An 18,470-nucleotide genomic window follows, 5' to 3' on the forward strand; every position below is an offset into this window, starting at 1 on the left:
GCCGCACACGGCACGAACGCCGCATGCCGCATCCCGGACAGGGAATGCGGCATCCGATACACCAGCTGACAGGCCGTTCGCGCATGGCGCGAGCAGGCGTCACAGCCCATCGCACGACGGGAGCCGCCCTGACGATCCCCAGGGGCGCCACGACCACTCCCCGGCCGTCTCTGCCCGGGGGACATGTGCCGGCCGGCCCGCTCCAGGATCATCCGGCCGTACGCCGAACCGGCCCCGGGCCCTGCGGAGCCCGGGGGTCGGCGCGTCACGTCATGCGGACCGGCGGCGTCCCGCGCCCCAAGGCCGACCGGCCGGGAGAGCGAGACGCCCGGAGCGGCAGGCTCACATGCCGGCCGCGGTGCGCAGGGCCTCGGCGCGGTCGGTGGACTCCCAGGAGAAGCCCTCACGGCCGAAGTGCCCGTAGGCGGCGGTCTCGGAGTAGATGGGCCGCAGCAGGTCGAGGTCGCGGATGATGGCGGCAGGGCGCAGGTCGAACACCTGGAGGACGGCCTCCTGGATCTTCTCCACGGCCACCTTCTCCGTGCCGAAGCACTCCACGAACAGCCCGACCGGCTTGGCCTTGCCGATCGCGTACGCCACCTGGACCTCGCACCGGTCGGCGAGCCCGGCGGCGACGACGTTCTTGGCGACCCAGCGCATCGCGTAGGCGGCCGAGCGGTCGACCTTGGACGGATCCTTGCCCGAGAAGGCTCCGCCGCCGTGGCGGGCCATGCCGCCGTAGGTGTCAATGATGATCTTGCGTCCGGTGAGCCCGGCGTCGCCCATCGGGCCGCCGATCTCGAAGCGGCCGGTCGGGTTGACCAGCAGGCGGTAGCCCTCGGTGTCGAGGTCGAGCTCCGCGAGCACGGGGTCGACCACGTGCTCCTTGATGTCGGGCGTCAGCATCTCCTTGAGGTCGATCTCGGCGGCGTGCTGCGTCGAGACGACCACGGTGTCGAGCCGGATCGGCGTGTCGCCGTCGTATTCGATGGTGACCTGGGTCTTGCCGTCGGGCCGGAGGTAGGGGACCGTGCCGTTCTTGCGCACCTGGGACAGGCGCAGGGCGAGCCGGTGGGCCAGCGTGATCGGCAGGGGCATCAGCTCGGGGGTCTCACGGCAGGCATAGCCGAACATGAGGCCCTGGTCACCGGCGCCCTGGCGGTCGAGCTCGTCGCCGTCCTCGCCCTCGCGGTGCTCGTAGGCGGCGTCGACACCCTGGGCGATGTCGGGCGACTGCGCGCCGATGGACACCGACACACCGCACGAGGCGCCGTCGAAGCCCTTGTGGGAGGCGTCGTAGCCGATCTCAAGGATCTTCTCCCGGATGACGCCAGGGATGTCGACGTAGGTCTCGGTGGTGACCTCGCCTGCGACATGGACCTGGCCGGTAGTGATCATCGTCTCGACGGCGACCCGGCTCTTCGGGTCATCTTTGAGCATGGTGTCGAGAATCGCGTCACTGATCTGGTCGGCGATCTTGTCCGGGTGGCCCTCGGTGACCGACTCGGAGGTGAACAGGCGACGTGACAACTCAGTGGCTCCTCATGCAGCGGCTGCTGACGTATGTACGGCTCAGGGCCCGACGGGCGGACCTGGGCTTCGCCGAAGTCTAGCCCCACCCGGCGCCCGGCCGCGAAGCCGCACACCGCATGTCGGGCATCACAGGTCGGGCAGTGGATCCGGGGGAAGGGTCTCCGGCGCGAAGACCTCCGCGTCGGCGGCCTTGATCACCGCGGTGTACTCCTCATCGAACTCGAACGCCATCGAGCCCAGCTCGATTATCGGTCCAGGCTGGATGGGGCCCAGCCTCGTGTGCCTCGGAAACGACGCGAACACCGCGACGGGGCGGTCGCTTCTGAGCGTCCTGGTGGCGAGCACCGAAATAGCCGCATCGGTGACCACGATGAGGAAATGTCCGCTTTCCGTCGTTCCCACCGAGTGCGCGGGGAAGACGTAGTGGAGCTCCCCTTGGTCGCCGAGCAATGTCCTACAACGATCCCTGACAGCAGAACCCACCGGCATTCCATCCCCCCTTGCCCCAAGTATCCGCAGGCGTATGGGGGTGTCGCAACATGCGATTTGGAATAGGTCTGGCACGCTTTGTACGTTCTTCGCCGCCCACATCCCTTATACAACCGTTAGTACGGTCCCCGCTCAGGCGAGACGGGCCGCGACGAGATCCCACACGACGTCGGCGAGATCCTCCTTGGGACCGAGCGGCACCTCGACCGGGTCACCTCCCGCGACGAGCACGGTGGCCGCGTTGTCGGAGGTGCCGAACGCCCTGCCCTCGCCCACCTCGTTGACGACCAGCAGGTCACAACCCTTGCGTGCGAGCTTGGCCTGCCCGTTGGCGAGCACGTCGTGCGTCTCGGCCGCGAAGCCGACGATCACCTCGGGGCACGGCTCCCGCACCGCGTCCCCCACTGCCGCCCCCGGCCGCGCGTCACCGGACGCGCCGCCCTCACCCCCGGCCCCGACCCGGCGGGCCACGTCACCACCGGACGCGACACCGGGAACCGCCTCACCACCGGACGCGACGCCAGGCACCACGTCATCACGGGGCGCGACACCGTGGTCCGTCTCGCCCTTGGACGCCGCCCCACCGGCCGCAACAGCCACCGGTCCGTTCACACCGACCGTGTCCGGCACACCCGCGGCGCCCGCCGCACCCTCGGGCTCGCCGGGGCCCGTCGTGCCCGCCGGGTCGCCGGCGCCCGGGCCCGCGGCACCGGTCGCATCGGGGACGCGGGCCTGGCGACGGCGGCGGCCGAGCTCGGCGAGGATGTCGGGATTTTTCGTCAAGTGGATGGACTCGGGCTCGCCATCCGTCTTCTTGATCTTCTCGTCGTGCCGCGTCGCGGGCCGGAAGTCGGCCACGGCCGCCGCCATCACCACGACGTCGGCGTCACCCGAGGCGGCCAGCACCGCATCGCGCAGCTCGGCCGTGGACTCCACCCGCACCACCGTGGCCCCCGCGGGATCGGGCAGCGTGACGTTGGCGGCGATGAGGGTCACCTCGGCCCCGCGGGCGACCGCCGTGCGGGCCAGGGCATAGCCCTGCAGTCCCGACGAACGATTGCCGATGTAGCGAACCGGGTCGATCGCCTCACGGGTGCCCCCGGCGGACACGACGACCTTGCGCCCGGACAGGTCGCGCGGCCGGCCGCGCAGCACGCGCAGGCAGATCTGGAAGATCTCCGCCGGGTCGGGCAGCCGGCCGGGCCCGCTGTCGGCGCCGGTGAGCCGTCCAGCGGCGGGGTCGATCACGATCGAGCCGCGCTCGCGCAGCGTCGCGACGTTGGCGCGGGTGGCGGGATGCTGCCACATCTCGGTGTGCATCGCGGGCGCGAACACGACCGGGCATCTCGCGGTCAGCAACGTGTTGGTGAGCAGATCGCCCGCCAGCCCGTGCGCCGCCCTGGCGAGCACGTCGGCGGTCGCGGGCGCCACCACGATGAGGTCGGCCTGCTGGCCGATCCGCACGTGGGGCACCTCGTGGACGTCGTCCCACACCTCGGCGGTCACGGGGTTGCCGGACAGGGCGGCCCAAGTGGGCGCGCCCACGAACTTCAGGGCGTCGCGGGTCGGGACGACCCGCACCTCGTGCCCCGACTCGGTGAACAGGCGCAGCAGCTCACAAGCCTTGTACGCGGCGATGCCGCCGCTGACGCCCAGAACGACCTTCATCGAAGGGGTCAGACCGCGCCTTCGATGGGCTCGGCGTTGAGCAGGCCCTCGGAGACCTCGCGCAGCGCGATGGACAGCGGCTTCTCCTGAGCATGCGTCTCGACCAGCGGCCCGACGTATTCCAGCAGGCCCTCACCGAGCTGGGAGTAGTAGGCGTTGATCTGGCGAGCGCGCTTGGCGCCCATGATCACCAGGGAGTATTTGCTGTCGACGATGTCGAGCAGCGCGTCGATCGGCGGGTTGGTGATGCCCTCCGCGGCCGGGATGGTGCCTGCCACGATTGTCAGACCTCTCGGTTGGTGGTTGTCGTGACCCCCTGAGGGTCAGTCATCAAGGCTATCAGCCGGCGGCACACGTCTTGGACACTCGTGTTCACCAGGGTGAGGTCGAATTCGGATTCGGCGGCCATCTCGATCCGCCCGGCCGCCAGACGGCGTGCGATGACGTCCTCGGGCTCGGTGCCGCGCCCACGCAGCCGCTTCTCCAGCTCCTCCCAGCTGGGCGGGGCCAGGAAGACCAGCAGCGCCTCCGGCATGCTGCGGCGCACCTGCCTGGCGCCTTCGAGGTCGATCTCGAGCAGGGTCGGCACGCCCTCGGCCAGCTTCTTCAGCACCGGCTCGCGCGGCGTGCCGTAGCGGTTGCCCGCGAACTCCGCCCATTCGAGCAGCTCACCGGCCGCCGCGAGCCGGTCGAACTCGTCGCCGTCGACGAAGAAGTAGTGGACCCCGTGCACTTCGCCGGGCCGGGGTCTCCTGGTGGTCACCGAGACCGACAGCCACACTTCGGGGTGTGCCCGCCGGAGCTCGGCGACGACCGTGGACTTGCCGACGCCCGACGGTCCGGAAAGGACCGTCAGCCGTCTCTCGCTCAGGGGCAGGAAGCCGTCCTCCACTTCCGATCCGGCAGTCTCATGGGCACTGACGTCGCCGGACCAGGACCTGTCGGCCACTTCCTACCCCCCGTTGAACCTGCGCCTTCGTGTGGAACAGAGATTAGCTCTCGTTGCCACCGAACTCGCGCTCGAGGGAGGCCCTCTGGTTCGCGCCGAGGCCCCGCACGCGGCGGGACTCGGCGATGGCCAGCCGCTCCATGAGTTGCTTGGCGCGGACCTTGCCCACGCCTGGGAGCGATTCCAACAAGGCCGACACCTTCATCTTGCCGATGACGTCGTCGGTCTGCCCATCCTTGAGCACCTCAGCCAGAGAAACCGCGCCATGCTTAAGCCGGTTCTTGACCTCGGCACGCTCTTTACGGGCCTTGGCAGCCTTCTCCAGGGCTGCGGCGCGCTGCTCGGGGGTCAGGGGAGGAAGAGCCACGCCGGGTCACCTCGAATTTCTGTCGATGTACTCGGACGGGAAGGGAAACTAGCTGGTCATCGCCCCCTAAGCAACGTCAAGAGCACTTTCTCTCGCCACAAAACACACTTCATCACTGTCCGTGTTTGTAAAATCACATTGCGCTGATCAAATCGCCGCACTTCCCGCTCAGGGCGGCGGCGCGCGACGATGTCGCGAAACGCAATGAAGATCACATTTCAGCCGTCCGGCATTGTCCGAAATGCCGCCCGCACCTGGGCCGAAACCTTCTCGGCGATCGGTGTGCGACCGCTTCCGGAATGCCTTATGATCTTGCGAGCGGCACTGGACGGCAAGATCCATCTTGCCCGCTCGTCCATGATCCACCGACCCATGGCGACGGGCGCACGGACAGGCGCGGCGACCACCTCTGACTCGCGCCCGTCAACCCACATCCGTCACCCCATGCCGGAGGGCGCCGCCTCCCACCCGACCACACAGGACCGACGCGACATCCCGACGTCTCGCCGGCACGGAGCCGGCACGGAGCCGGCACAGAGCCGGCACAGAGCCGGCACGGAGCCGGCACGGTGTCCCGGCCGCACGGAGCCCAGCGCCCTGGACCGGGGCGACGGCCTCGACCATGCGTGAATGCCGGGTGCGTGTCCTGCGGCCGCCACGGCACACGCTCCACCCGCCGGTACGCGGGCGTCGATGCACCGTGACCGGCCACGGACGCGCACTCGGATGCCGGCCACCACGACCCAGGTCGGGCGCGCGCCCGTGGGGGCCGGGTCACCACGGGCCGGGTCAAGTGTGCGCTCGTCACGGCGAGCGCCACGTGAGCCTTCACGACCGGCCATGACGGGCGGAGACCGGCGTCGGCGCGTGCGGGCAGGTCAGGCTTGCCGTAAGGGAGATGATCGTCACACGTCAGACGGAACGGCGGAGAGAGGCGGCGATGGCGGCGGCCGCGGCGCCCGGGTCCGGGGAGCCCGTGATGGGGCGGCCGATGACGAGCAGGTCGGCGCCGTCCGCGAGGGCCTGTTCGGGCGTGGCCACGCGCGCCTGGTCCTGCGTGTCGGCGCCTGCGGGGCGCACGCCCGGCGTGATCAGCCTGATCCCCTCCCCCACCTCCGCCCGCACCGCGGACACCTCGTGGGGCGAGCACACGAGCGCCGTCGCGCCCGCCTCGACCGACAGCGCTGCCAGCCGGCGCACCGCGGCGTCGGCCGGGCCGGCGAGCCCGATACGGTCGAGGTCGGCCTCCGTCAAGGAGGTGAGAACCGTCACGGCGGCGATCTCGGTGTGCGGCGCCGCCTCCACGGCGGCCCTGATCATGGCGGGCCCGCCGGCGGCGTGCACGGTCAGGATCGCGGGGCGCAGCCGGGCCACGGCGCGGGCGGCGCCGGCGACGGTGTTGGGGATGTCGTGCAGTTTGAGGTCGAGGAACACCTGCACGCCGCTCGCCCCCTTGACGGAGGCGATCACGTCGGGGCCGTAGCGCAGGTAGAGCTCCAGGCCCACCTTGACCGTGCTGACGTGCGGCGTCACGAGGGCCGCCCACTGGGCTGCGGTCTCCAGGTCGGGTGCGTCGAGGGCGACGGCGATCGGTGCGATAGTCAAGACGTGCTCTCCTCGGGTGCTGGAGCGATTGCGGGCGGGGAAGTCAAGGGCGCTTCCGAGCCGACCTGTCGACCTCACGGGGCACTCTCTTCGGAGTCGACCAGGAGATGCCGGGGCGCGCTTCCCGGGGGACGGTGCGCCAGGCCGACGGCGTCGGCCAGGCGCTGCAGGCCGCGCGCCCTCAGGAGGTCTTCGAGCTCGCGTTCGATGCGCAGGCAGGCGTAGGGGTCGTGGAAGAGCGCCGTGCCGACCCCGACCACGCAGGCGCCCGCCAGGACGAGCTGGAAGGCGTCCTGGCCGCTCATCACGCCACCCATGCCGATCAGCGGGACTCCGGGCAGCGCGGCGTGGACCTGCCAGACGCAGCGTACGGCCAGCGGCAGGACGGCGGGCCCCGACAGCCCTCCGGTGACGGCGGCGAGCGAGGGCCGCAGCGCCTCGGTGTCGATGGCCATGCCGAGCGGGTTGTTGATCATGGACAGCGCGTCGGCCCCGGCGTCCACGCACGCCCGGGCGACCGAGACGATGTCGGCGACGTCGGGCGCGAGCTTGGCGACGACGGGGACGTCGTAGCGCATGATGGAGCGCACGGAGGCGATCACCTCGGCCGCCGAGCTGCCCTCCCGGGCGAAGACGCGGCCGCGGTCCTCCATGTTCGGGCAGGAGAGGTTGATCTCCAGCGCGGTGACCCCGGGCGCGTCGGCCAGCCTGCGGGCCAGCTCGGAGTATTCGGCGACGGTGCCCCCGCCGATCGAGACGATGGTCTTGATGCCCCGCTGGGCCAGCCAGGGCAGCTCGCGCTCCAGGAACGCGTCGATGCCGGGGCCCTGCAGGCCCACGGAGTTGAGCATGCCCGAGGGCGTCTCGGCCATCCGCGGGGTCGGCCGGCCGGCGCGCGGCGCCATGGTGATCGAGCGGGTGGTCAGCGCGCCGAGCCGGTGCAGGTCGAAGAACTGGGCCAGCTCACGTCCCGAGGACGCGCAACCGGCCGCCGTGGTGATCGGGTTCGCCAGCTCCACATGCGCCAGAAAAGTCCGCATATCAACTGACATGTCGTGCTCCGCCTCCGGGGGCGCCCAGCGCGTCGAACGGGATGGTTCCCACGTCCTCGAAGCGCACCCGTTCCCCCCGGAACACCGGCCCTTCCGCGCACGCCCTGACCATCCTCGTCGCCCCGTCGTCGCCGATGACGGGCAGCACGCACGTCATGCACACCCCGATCCCGCAGGCCATCGACTCCTCGACCGCCACCTGCACCGGGATGTCGAACTCCATCGCCACCGCCGTCACCGCCCGCAGCGTCGCCATGGGCGCGCAGGCGTAGACGGCGTCGGCCCGCGTGTCGGCGATCACCGAGGGCAGCGCGTCGGTGACCGTGCCGCGCAGGCCGAGCGAGCCGTCCTGGGTGGTCAGCGTGGTCGTCTCGGCCATCCTGCGGGCCCGCATCGCCCCGAAGACCCGTTCGGCCTCGGCTCCCCCGATCACGAAGTCGACCCGGCAGCCCCGCGCCAGCAGCGCGTCCGCCAGCGGGAACAGCACGGCCGAGCCGTAGTCGGAACCCACCAGCACGCAGTGCGCGGGATCGCGCGGCAACGGGAACGGCCGCCCGAGCGGCCCGACCAGGTCGAGCGTGTCACGGGCACGCCGCTCGGCGAGCCAGGCCGTGCCGGGCCCGCCGGTGGTGAAGACCAGTTCGACCGTGCCGCCGTAGTCGGCCTTGACGTCGTGGATGAAGAACGCCCGGCGCGTCACCATCGAGGTGTAGACCCCTCCGACCGCCACCGACACGAAGTGACCGGGGCGGTAGCGCTCGGCTATCCCCGGCGCCACCACCGTCAGCGCATGGTAGGCGTCGACGCGGCGCGTCGTCAGCACCGTGCCAGTCACCTGCACCGGAGTGCCGGCCAGTCGTCTTCACCTCCCGCCCCGGGGGTCGTACGGGGTCAGCCCCTGAGTGCCTGCGCGTGTTCCTGCAGTGACCGTACGCCCACATCGCCGCGCACGATCGCCTGGATGCCCGCCGCCGCCGCGGCGAGTCCCGCGACCGTGGTGATGCACGGGATGCCGCGCAGCACCGCGGCGGTGCGGATGTCGTAGCCGTCGAGCCGCGGGCCTGACTGCCCGGGGCTGCCGAAGGGCGTGTTGATGATCAGATCGACCTCGCCGTCGAGAATGCACTGCACGCTCGTAGGCTCACCTCCGGGCCCGGTCCCCTCGCTGTGCTTTCGCACGATCTTGGCATGGACGCCGTTGCGGCGCAGCACCTCGGCGGTCCCCTCGGTGGCCAGGATCTCGAACCCGAGGTCCGCGAGCGCCTTCACAGGGAAGATCATCGCACGCTTGTCGCGGTTGGCCACGGACACGAACGCGCGTCCTTTGGTCGGCAGCTCACCGTAGGCGGCCGCCTGGGACTTCGCGAACGCCACGCCGAAGAAGGCGTCGATGCCCATGACCTCGCCCGTGGAGCGCATCTCGGGCCCGAGCACGATGTCGACGCCGCGGAAGCGGTTGAACGGCAGCACCGCCTCCTTGACCGCGATGGACGAGTCGAGCGGCAGCGTGCCGCCGTCGCCGGTCGCGGGCAGCATGCCCTCCTCGCGCAGCGAGGCGATCGACGCGCCGAGCATCACCCGGGCCGCCGCCTTGGCCAGCGGCACCGCCGTGGCCTTGGACACGAACGGCACGGTGCGGCTGGCGCGCGGGTTGGCCTCCAGGACGTGGAGGACGCCTGCGGACATGGCGTACTGGACGTTCAGCAGCCCGCGCACCCCCACCCCGGCGGCGATGGCCTCGGTGGCGGCGCGGATGCGCTTGATGTCGTTGCTGCCGAGCGTGATGGGCGGCAGGGCGCACGCCGAGTCGCCGGAGTGGATGCCGGCCTCCTCGATGTGCTCCATGACGCCCCCGAGATAGAGCTCCTCGCCGTCGTAGAGGGCGTCGACGTCGATCTCGATGGACTCGTCGAGGAACTTGTCCACCAGCACCGGATGGCCGCCCTCCTGGGCCGCCATGTAGGTGGTCAGCGTCTCGTCGTCGTAGACGATGGCCATGCCGGCCCCGCCCAGCACGTACGAGGGGCGCACGAGCACCGGGTAGCCGAGGTCCTCGGCGATCTCCAGCGCCTCCGAGACGGTCAGCGCCGTGCCGTGCTTGGGCGCGGGCAGGCCCGCCTCGGCCAGCACCCGTCCGAACGCGCCGCGCTCCTCGGCCAGGTGGATGGACTCCGGCGAGGTGCCGACCACGGGCACGCCCGCGTCCTTCAGCGCCTGCGCGAGCCCCAGCGGCGTCTGGCCGCCGAGCTGCACGATCACGCCCGCCACGGGCCCTGTCTGCTGCTCGGCGTGCACGACCTCCAGGACGTCCTCCAGGGTGAGCGGCTCGAAGTAGAGCCGGTCGGAGGTGTCGTAGTCGGTGGAGACGGTCTCGGGGTTGCAGTTGACCATGACGGTCTCGAAGCCGGCCCGAGACAGCTCGAACGAGGCGTGCACGCACGCGTAGTCGAACTCGATGCCCTGCCCGATGCGGTTGGGCCCGGAGCCGAGGATGATGACCTTCTCCCGCTCGCCGGAGGGGACCTCGCTCTCCTCGTCGTAGGTGGAGTAGAGGTAGGGGGTCTTCGCGGCGAACTCGGCGGCGCACGTGTCGACGGTGTTGTAGACCGGCCGCAGCCCGAGAGCGTGCCGCAGGTCGCGCACCCGCGCCTCGTCGATGCCGCGGATGTCGCCGATCTGCACGTCGCTGAACCCGTGGCGCTTGGCGCGTTCGAGCACCTCCACGGTCAGCTCGGCCGCCGCGGCGACCGTCTCGGCCTCCTCGTGCAGCAGGAAGAGCTGGTCGATGAACCACGGGTCGACGCGCGTGGCCTCGAACACCTCGCCGGGCGTGGCGCCCGCCCTGATGGCCTGCTGCATGGTGTGCAGCCGCCCGTCGTGCGGCGTGCGGCACTCGGCCAGCAGCTCGTCCTTCGGCCGGAGCTCGCCGGCCCAGGTGAAGGAGGAGTCTTTCTTCTCCAGCGACCGCAGCGCCTTCTGCAGCGCTTCGGGGAAGGAGCGGCCGATGGCCATGGCCTCGCCGACCGACTTCATGTGCGTGGTGAGCGTCTGGTCGGCGCCCCTGAACTTCTCGAACGCGAACCGCGGCACCTTCACCACGATGTAGTCGAGCGTCGGCTCGAAGGAGGCGGGGGTCTCCTTCGTGATGTCATTGGGGATCTCGTCGAGGGTGTAGCCGACGGCCAGCTTGGCCGCGATCTTCGCGATCGGGAAGCCGGTGGCCTTGGACGCCAGCGCCGACGAGCGCGACACGCGCGGGTTCATCTCGATGACGATCATGCGGCCGGTGCGCGGGTCGACCGCGAACTGGATGTTGCAGCCGCCGGTGTCGACGCCGACCTCGCGGATGACGGCGATGGCGACGTCGCGCATGTTCTGGTATTCGCGGTCGGTCAGGGTCAGCGCGGGCGCGACGGTGACGCTGTCGCCGGTGTGGACGCCCATCGGGTCGATGTTCTCGATGGAGCAGACGATGACGACGTTGTCGGCCTTGTCGCGCATGACCTCGAGCTCGTACTCCTTCCAGCCGAGGATCGACTCCTCCAGGAGCACCTCGGTGGTCGGCGACGCGTCGAGCCCCGCGCCGGCGATGCGCCGCAGGTCTTCCTCGGTGTACGCGAACCCGGACCCGGCGCCGCCCATGGTGAACGACGGCCTGACCACCACCGGGTAGCCGAGCTCGCCCGCGGCGGCCAGGCACTCGTCCATCGTGTGGCAGATGACCGACCGCGCGGACTCGGCGTTGAGACCGTGCTCGCGGGCGACCTTGGCGACGATCTCCTTGAACCGCTCGCGGTTCTCGCCCGCCTGGATCGCGTCGAAGTCGGCGCCGATCAGCTCGACTTCGTAGGTGTCCAGGACGCCCGACTCGTGCAGCGCGACCGCCGTGTTGAGCGCCGTCTGCCCGCCCAGCGTCGGCAGCAGCGCGTCGGGGCGCTCCTTGGCGATGATCTTCTCGACGAACTCGGGGGTGATGGGCTCGACGTACGTGGCGTCGGCGAACTCCGGGTCCGTCATGATCGTCGCAGGGTTGCTGTTGACCAGGACGACGCGGAAGCCCTCGTCCCGCAGCACCCGGCACGCCTGGGTGCCGGAGTAGTCGAACTCGCACGCCTGACCGATCACGATCGGGCCCGAGCCGATCACCAGGACCGACCTGATGTCCTCACGCTTGGGCATTCGAGGCCTCCCTCGTCCGGCCGGGCAGCAGGTCACGCGCCGGGGCGCGGAGCCCGCGGGCAGGTGAAACGTCTGTGGAGCTGGTGTAAGACCGCAAGGAGAGCGTCCCTTTCTGGCGGGCGGTCGGCTGCGAAGCAGGAACCTCTATCCGCAAGGGTGAGAATCCTTCCCGTCTTTCCCAGAGTCCCGCGCGCAGGACGAGGCCAGGATCTCGCAGAACTCGTCGAAGAGGTAAGCCGCGTCGTGGGGCCCCGCGGCGGCCTCCGGGTGGTATTGCACGCTGAAGGCGGGCTGCTCCAGCAGGCGCAGGCCCTCCACACAGCGGTCGTTGAGGTTGACGTGAGTGACCTCGGCCGGACCGTACGGCGTCTCGAACGGCCCGTCGAGCGGCGCCTCCACCGCGAACCCGTGGTTGTGCGCCGAGATCTCCACCTTCCCGGTGCGTACGTCCTGCACCGGCTGGTTGACGCCCCGGTGCCCGTAGCGCAGTTTGTACGTGGACAGGCCGAGGGCCCGCCCGAAGAGCTGGTTGCCGAAGCAGATGCCGAAGAAGGGCACCCTGGCCTCCAGCACCTGCCGCAGCGCCGACACGTCGGCGGTGGCGGGGTCGCCGGGGCCGTTGGAGAAGAACACGCCGTCCGGCTTCACCGCCATGATCTGCTCGTACGTGGCGGTCGCGGGCAGCACGTGCACCTCGCAGCCGCGCTCGGCCATCCGGTGCGGCGTCATGCCCTTGATGCCCAGGTCGACGGCCGCCACCGTGAACTTCTTCGTCCCGGCCGCGGGCACGACGTAGGGCTCGGCCGTGGCCACCTGCGCGGCCAGGTCGGCGCCCTCCATGCCGGGTGAGCGGCGCACCCGCTCGACCAGCTCCTCGACGGGCTCGGACGGGCCGGCGAAGATGCCGGCGCGCATGGCGCCGCGCTCGCGCAGGTGGCGGGTGAGCGCGCGGGTGCCGGAGATGGCGATGCCGACGACGCCCTGCTCCTTGAGGTAGGCGTCGAGCGATCGGGTGGCCCGCCAGCTGGAGACCACCCTGGACGGTTCGCGCACGACGTAGCCGGCCACCCAGACGCGCGACGACTCGGGGTCGTCGTCGTTGACGCCGGTGTTGCCGATGTGGGGCGCCGTCATGGCGACGATCTGCCGGTGGTAGGACGGGTCCGTCAGCGTCTCCTGGTAGCCGGTCATGCCGGTGTTGAAGACCATTTCGCCGAACGTCTCGCCTTCGGCGCCGTACGGGGTTCCGTGGAAGACGCGGCCGTCTTCCAGAACGAGCACCGCCCCTCTGGGGGCTCCGCCCTCCGAGTACCCCCCGAAGGGGGAGCCGCTTCGCGGCACGTTGTTGTTCATGTCAGCAGGGCTGTCGTTCAAACCAGCTTCCCTTCGAGAACGGTCGGCCTGCCGCGCAGGAACGTGGCGACCACCCGGCCCGGCAGCGTCATGCCTTCGTAGGGTGTGTTCCTGCTCTTCGACGCGAAGGCGGAGGGATCCACCTTGGTGCGCGCGGACGGGTCGTACAGCATGATGTTGGCCGGCTCGCCCGCCTGAAGCGGACGGCCCTGACCGGGCAGGCGGCCGATGCGCGCGGGCAGCGCGGACATCCGCTGCGCGACGCCCGCCCAGTCGAGCAGCCCGGTCTCGACCATGGCCTCCTGGACGACGCTGAGCGCCGTCTCCAGGCCGACCATGCCCATGGCCGCGGCCGACCACTCGGTCTCCTTGTCCTCGACCGGGTGGGGCGCGTGGTCGGTGGCCACGATGTCGATCGTGCCGTCGGCCAGCGCGGCGCGCAGCGCCTCCACGTCGGCGCGGGTGCGCAGCGGCGGGTTGACCTTGTAGATCGGGTTGTAGGCCCCCACCGGTGACTCCTCGACCAGGTCGTCGGTGAGCAGGAGGTGGTGGGGGGTGACCTCGGCGGTGACGTTCCAGCCCTTGGACTTGGCCCAGCGGATGATCTCGACCGAGCCCGCCGTGGAGACGTGGCACACGTGCAGCCTGGAGCCCACGTGCGCGGCCAGCAGGCAGTCGCGGGCGATGATCGCCTCCTCGGCGACCGCCGGCCAGCCGGCCAGGCCGAGCCTGCCGGAGACGACGCCTTCGTTCATCTGGGCGCCGGAGGTGAGCCTGGGCTCCTGGGCGTGCTGGGCGACGACGCCGTCGAACGCCTTGACGTATTCGAGGGCGCGGCGCATGAGGACGGCGTCGTCGACGCACTTGCCGTCGTCGGAGAAGACGCGCACGCGGGCGGCCGAGTCGGCCATCGCGCCCAGCTCGGCCAGTTGCCTGCCCTCCAGGCCGACGGTGACCGCGCCGACGGGGTGCACGTCGCACAGGGCGTGTTCGCGGCCCAGCCGCCACACCTGCTCGACCACGCCGGCGGTGTCGGCGACGGGCGAGGTGTTGGCCATGGCGTGCACGGCGGTGTAGCCGCCGCGGGCCGCCGACTGCGTGCCGGTCCGCACGGTCTCGGCGTCCTCCCGGCCCGGCTCGCGCAGGTGGGTGTGCAGGTCGACCAGCCCGGGGAGCGCGATCGCGCCCGCGCCGTCGATCGCCTCGGGCGCGTCCATGCCCGGCGCGACCTCCGCGATCACGCCGTCGGCGATCCGGATCGAGACCGGCTCGCCGCCGAGAATTCTGACGTTCTTGATGATCGACATGCTCTGCCCGTCGGTTGGTTCGCTGCGCTCTTTCACGTGCTCTCTCCTCCGAGCAGCAGGTAGAGGACGGCCATGCGAATGGTCACGCCGTTGGCGACCTGCTCCACGATCGTCGAGCGCGCCGAGTCGGCCACCTCGGCGGCGATCTCCATGCCCCGGTTCATCGGACCGGGGTGCATGACGATCGCGTCGTCCGGCATCTTGGCGAAGCGGTCGCGGTCGAGTCCGTAGCGGCGGGAGTATTCGCGCTCGCTCGGGAAGTAGGCGGCGTTCATCCGCTCCTTCTGCACCCGCAGCATCATCACCACGTCGGACTTCGGCAGCACCGCGTCGAGGTCGTAGGAGACCTCGCAGGGCCAGGTGCCGACGGAGACGGGCAGCAGCGTGGGCGGCGCGACCAGCGTGACGTCGGCGCCGAGCGTGCCGAGCAGCAGCACGTTGGAGCGGGCGACCCGGCTGTGCAGCACGTCGCCGACGATCGTGATCTTGCGCCCTTCGAGCGCGCCCAGGCGGCGGCGCATGGAGAAGGCGTCGAGCAGCGCCTGCGTCGGGTGCTCGTGGGTGCCGTCGCCGGCGTTGACGACGCTGCCGTGCACCCAGTTGGCCAGGCGGTGCGGCGCGCCGGAGGCGCCGTGGCGGATGACGACCGCGTCGGCACCCATGGCCTCCAGGGTGAGCGCGGTGTCCTTGAGCGACTCGCCCTTGGACACGCTCGACCCCTTGGCCGAGAAGTTGATCACGTCGGCGGACAGCCGCTTGGCCGCCGCCTCGAACGAGATGCGCGTACGGGTCGAGTCTTCGAAGAAGAGGTTGACCACCGTGCGCCCGCGCAGCGTGGGCAGCTTCTTGATGGAACGTTCCGAGACACTCGCCAGCTCCTCGGCGGTGTCGAGGATGAGCAGCGCGTCGTCCTTGGTGAGGTCTCCGGCGGAGATCAGATGCCGTTTCACCTGGCGCCCCCCTTGACCAGCACGACGGCGTCGCGGCCGTCGATCTCCTGAAGGTAGACCTTGACCTTCTCGCTCTTGGCGGTCGGCAGGTTCTTGCCGACGTAGTCGGCGCGGATGGGCAGCTCGCGGTGGCCGCGGTCGACCAGCGTGGCCAGCTGCACGGCGGTGGGCCGGCCGAGGTCGTTGAGCGCGTCGAGCGCCGCCCGCACGGTGCGGCCGGAGTAGAGCACGTCGTCGACGAGCACCACGACCTTGCCGTCGATGCCGTCGGGCGGCAGCTCGGTGTGGCCGAGCGGCCGGGCGGGCTTGAGCCGCAGATCGTCGCGGTACATCGTGATGTCGATCGAGCCGACGGGGATCTTCACGCCTTCGAACTGCTCGACGCGGTCGCCGAGCCGGCGGGCCAGCGTCGCGCCACGGGTCGGGATGCCGAGGAGGACGACGTCGTCGGCGCCCTTGGTCCGCTCGAGGATCTCGTGCGCGATCCTGGTCAGCGCCCGGTGGATGTCGGGGGCCTCCAGCACGGCGCGGGAATCGGACATGGTGAATCTCACCACCTTTCCCGCCTCACGGGACGGGTCTTAAAGGGTGTTGGTCGGGAGACAGAGTACCAGGGGCTACCAGCTACAACGCGAGCGCCCTCCGAAACGCCGCGACGGCTCCCCTACAGGGGGTGACCGGCCAGGGCGGGCTCCGCCGCCCTCATCGGCGGCCCGCCATCGGGTAAAACTCCCCTCTTCCGCCGTGTCGGCCGGTCTCGCGCGGGCAGGTCACGGAGGGCTTGCCGGGCGATCGTTCATGTCCGGCTTTTGGGGGGATAGAGCGAAGATGACCTTTCATGTCGATTCGGAGGTGGGGCGGCTGCGCCAGGTCCTCCTCCACAAGCCCGATCTGGCGCTCAAGAGGCTGACCCCCACCACCAAGGACGCGTTCCTCTTCGACGACGTGCTGTGGGTCCAGCGCGCGATGGAGGAGCACGAGGAGTTCAGGCAGGTGCTGACAGGCCGCGGCATCAAGGTGTACGAGCTGGCCGACCTGCTGCGGGAGACCGTCGACATCCCCGAGGCGCGCAAGCACATCCTCGACGCGGTCATCGACGAGCGCTGGCTCGGCCCGGCCGCCATCGACGACATCCGCAACACCCTCGACGGCATGGACGCGGCCACGCTGCAGCTCTACCTGACGGGCGGCATCACCAAGGACGAACTGGTCGCCATGGGCTGCGCCCCCAAGTCGGTCACCTTCCACACCACGGCCGGCGACGACTACATCCTGCCCCCGCTGCCCAACCACCTCTTCACCCGCGACACGTCCTGCTGGATCTACGACGGCGTATCGATCAACGCCATGCGCAAGAAGGCCCGCATGCGCGAGACGGTCAACATGGAGGCCGTCTACATGTTCCACCCGACGTTCGCCGGCGGCTTCGACCGGCCCGGCCAGGGCGGCTACCACTGCTGGATGCCCGGCCAGGCCGTGGCGCCCGCCACCCTCGAAGGCGGCGACGTCCTGGTGATCGGCAACGGCGCGGTGCTGATCGGGATCAGCGAGCGCACCCGGGCGCAGGCGGTCGAGATGCTGGCGCAGCGGCTGTTCAGAGCCGGCTCGGCGCGGAAGATCGTGGCGCTCGACATGCCGAAGGCGCGGGCGGTCATGCATCTCGACACCGTGATGACGATGCTGGACGTGGGGGTGTTCACCAAGTACGCGGGCCTCGGGATGTTGCGCTCGTACACGATCGAGCCCGGTGAGACGCGCAAGGAGCTCAAGGTCACCGACCACCCGCCGGAGGACATGCACAAGGCCATCGCCCGCGCGCTGGACCTGGACGACATCAAGGTCCTCACCCCCACCCAGGACGTGTACGCCGCGGAGCGGGAGCAGTGGGACGACGGCTGCAACGGGCTGGCGCTGGAGCCCGGCGTGGTGGTCGCCTACGAGCGCAACACCACGACGAACAACTTCCTGCGCGACAACGGCATCGAAGTGATCACCATCAGGGGCAGCGAGCTCGGCAGGGGCCGGGGCGGCCCCCGCTGCATGAGCTGCCCGCTCGAGCGGGACGCGGTCCAGGAGGCCTGATGCGGGTCATCGTCGCTCTCGGCGGCAACGCCGTGCTCAAACGCGGCCAGAAGGCGGACGCCGACGTCCAGCTGGCCAACGTGCGCACCGCCGTCAAGACGCTCGCCCGGCTGGCCGGCGAGCACGAGCTGGTCATCACCCACGGGAACGGCCCGCAGATCGGCATGCTGGCGCTGGAGAGCGCCGCCGACCCCGACCTGACCCGGCCCTACCCGTTCGACACGCTGGTCGCGCAGACGCAGGGCATGATCGGCTACTGGATGCAGCAGACCCTGCAGAACGCGCTGCCGGGCCGGCAGGTCCTCGCCATGGTCACGCAGACGCTGGTGACGGCCGTCGACCCCGCCTTCGAGCAGCCGGCCAAGTTCGTCGGCCAGGTCTACGACCAGGAGGAGGCCGGGAAGCTGGCCGCCGAGAACGGCTGGACCGTCGCCCAGGACGGCCCTCACTGGCGGCGTGTCGTCCCCTCCCCCTCGCCGCGGCGCATCGTCGAGACCCGGTTGATCCGCAAGATGATCCGCGAGGGCGTGGTCGTCATCTGCGCGGGCGGCGGCGGCATCCCCGTCGTCCGTGACGAGTCCGGCCGTCTGATCGGCGTCGAGGCGGTCGTGGACAAGGACCTCACCGCCGCGATGCTGGCCGAGTCGCTCGAATGCGACGCGTTCCTGATCCTCACCGACGTGCCCCGCGTGATGCGCGGCTTCGGCACGCCCGAGGAGACGGAGATCGCCCACACCACGCCGCACGAGCTGCGGACCATGGAGTTCCCCGCCGGGTCGATGGGCCCGAAGGTGGACGCCGTGTGCCGTTTCGTCGAGAACACCGGTGACATGGCCGCCATCGGGAAGCTTGACCAGGCCGAACGCATACTCGACGGCTCAGCGGGCACCATCGTCACACCCAACGGCAGGTGGCCGCTGACGAGCACGTTGTAGG

The 18,470-nt window shown here is 70.5% G+C and carries 16 protein-coding genes; 2 read left to right on the plus strand and 14 right to left on the minus strand.

Translation table 11 applies throughout. The features are described from left to right. Positions 1 to 342 precede the first annotated feature (342 nt). The 14 genes from metK to pyrR form a co-directional block, all read right to left on the minus strand. Positions 343 to 1,530: a methionine adenosyltransferase gene (gene metK / locus ABGA98_RS29120; protein ID WP_347621592.1), complete on the minus strand. Its 1,188-nt coding sequence runs from the start codon at positions 1,528 to 1,530 to the stop codon at positions 343 to 345. A gap of 129 nt (positions 1,531 to 1,659) precedes the next feature. Beyond that, positions 1,660 to 2,022, minus strand: coding sequence for a hypothetical protein (locus ABGA98_RS29125; protein ID WP_165974989.1), 363 nt, complete (start codon positions 2,020 to 2,022; stop codon positions 1,660 to 1,662). A 132-nt stretch (positions 2,023 to 2,154) separates the two neighbouring features. Beyond that, positions 2,155 to 3,690 (minus strand): bifunctional phosphopantothenoylcysteine decarboxylase/phosphopantothenate--cysteine ligase CoaBC, encoded by a 1,536-nt coding sequence (gene coaBC, locus ABGA98_RS29130; protein WP_347621593.1) that lies wholly within the window; start codon positions 3,688 to 3,690, stop codon positions 2,155 to 2,157. Positions 3,691 to 3,698: 8 nt separating this feature from the next. Further along, entirely contained in the window at positions 3,699 to 3,968 is a 270-nt protein-coding gene (gene rpoZ / locus ABGA98_RS29135; protein ID WP_132510563.1) for a DNA-directed RNA polymerase subunit omega, read from the minus strand. Positions 3,969 to 3,973: 5 nt separating this feature from the next. Further along, the gene (gmk, locus tag ABGA98_RS29140) at positions 3,974 to 4,582 is read right to left on the minus strand and encodes a guanylate kinase (RefSeq protein WP_347621594.1); all 609 of its coding nucleotides are present in this window, start codon (positions 4,580 to 4,582) and stop codon (positions 3,974 to 3,976) included. A gap of 100 nt (positions 4,583 to 4,682) precedes the next feature. Beyond that, positions 4,683 to 5,006, minus strand: coding sequence for an integration host factor, actinobacterial type (gene mihF / locus ABGA98_RS29145; protein WP_020541698.1), 324 nt, complete (start codon positions 5,004 to 5,006; stop codon positions 4,683 to 4,685). Positions 5,007 to 5,918: 912 nt separating this feature from the next. Next, positions 5,919 to 6,611, minus strand: coding sequence for an orotidine-5'-phosphate decarboxylase (gene pyrF, locus ABGA98_RS29150; protein WP_347621595.1), 693 nt, complete (start codon positions 6,609 to 6,611; stop codon positions 5,919 to 5,921). Between the two features lie 74 nt (positions 6,612 to 6,685). Further along, on the minus strand, positions 6,686 to 7,663 hold the full coding sequence (locus ABGA98_RS29155; protein ID WP_347621596.1) for a dihydroorotate dehydrogenase: 978 nt from the start codon (positions 7,661 to 7,663) through the stop codon (positions 6,686 to 6,688). After that, positions 7,653 to 8,519, minus strand: a complete 867-nt coding sequence (locus ABGA98_RS29160) for a dihydroorotate dehydrogenase electron transfer subunit (RefSeq protein ID WP_347621661.1) — start codon at positions 8,517 to 8,519, stop codon at positions 7,653 to 7,655. The genes ABGA98_RS29155 and ABGA98_RS29160 overlap by 11 nt, the downstream gene beginning before the upstream one ends. A 35-nt stretch (positions 8,520 to 8,554) precedes the next feature. After that, on the minus strand, positions 8,555 to 11,842 hold the full coding sequence (carB, locus tag ABGA98_RS29165; RefSeq protein WP_347621597.1) for a carbamoyl-phosphate synthase large subunit: 3,288 nt from the start codon (positions 11,840 to 11,842) through the stop codon (positions 8,555 to 8,557). A gap of 144 nt (positions 11,843 to 11,986) precedes the next feature. Further along, positions 11,987 to 13,183, minus strand: coding sequence for a glutamine-hydrolyzing carbamoyl-phosphate synthase small subunit (gene carA / locus ABGA98_RS29170; protein ID WP_347621662.1), 1,197 nt, complete (start codon positions 13,181 to 13,183; stop codon positions 11,987 to 11,989). A 29-nt stretch (positions 13,184 to 13,212) separates the two neighbouring features. Further along, the gene (locus ABGA98_RS29175) at positions 13,213 to 14,502 is read right to left on the minus strand and encodes a dihydroorotase (protein WP_347621663.1); all 1,290 of its coding nucleotides are present in this window, start codon (positions 14,500 to 14,502) and stop codon (positions 13,213 to 13,215) included. A 32-nt stretch (positions 14,503 to 14,534) separates the two neighbouring features. Then, the gene (locus ABGA98_RS29180; RefSeq protein WP_347621598.1) at positions 14,535 to 15,452 is read right to left on the minus strand and encodes an aspartate carbamoyltransferase catalytic subunit; all 918 of its coding nucleotides are present in this window, start codon (positions 15,450 to 15,452) and stop codon (positions 14,535 to 14,537) included. Next, positions 15,449 to 15,994, minus strand: a complete 546-nt coding sequence (gene pyrR / locus ABGA98_RS29185) for a bifunctional pyr operon transcriptional regulator/uracil phosphoribosyltransferase PyrR (RefSeq protein WP_132510581.1) — start codon at positions 15,992 to 15,994, stop codon at positions 15,449 to 15,451. The genes ABGA98_RS29180 and pyrR overlap by 4 nt, the downstream gene beginning before the upstream one ends. 286 nt (positions 15,995 to 16,280) lie before the next feature. Between pyrR and ABGA98_RS29190 the strand changes: the two genes are divergently transcribed. Continuing rightward, complete coding sequence (locus ABGA98_RS29190; RefSeq protein WP_347621599.1) at positions 16,281 to 17,534, plus strand: arginine deiminase; 1,254 nt, start codon at positions 16,281 to 16,283, stop codon at positions 17,532 to 17,534. Continuing rightward, the gene (gene arcC / locus ABGA98_RS29195) at positions 17,534 to 18,469 is read left to right on the plus strand and encodes a carbamate kinase (protein WP_347621600.1); all 936 of its coding nucleotides are present in this window, start codon (positions 17,534 to 17,536) and stop codon (positions 18,467 to 18,469) included. Before ABGA98_RS29190 ends, arcC begins: the two co-directional genes overlap by 1 nt. The last annotated feature ends 1 nt before the right edge of the window (position 18,470 follow it).

Source organism: Nonomuraea sp. B1E8, assembly GCF_039871515.1.
Taxonomy (GTDB): domain Bacteria; phylum Actinomycetota; class Actinomycetes; order Streptosporangiales; family Streptosporangiaceae; genus Nonomuraea.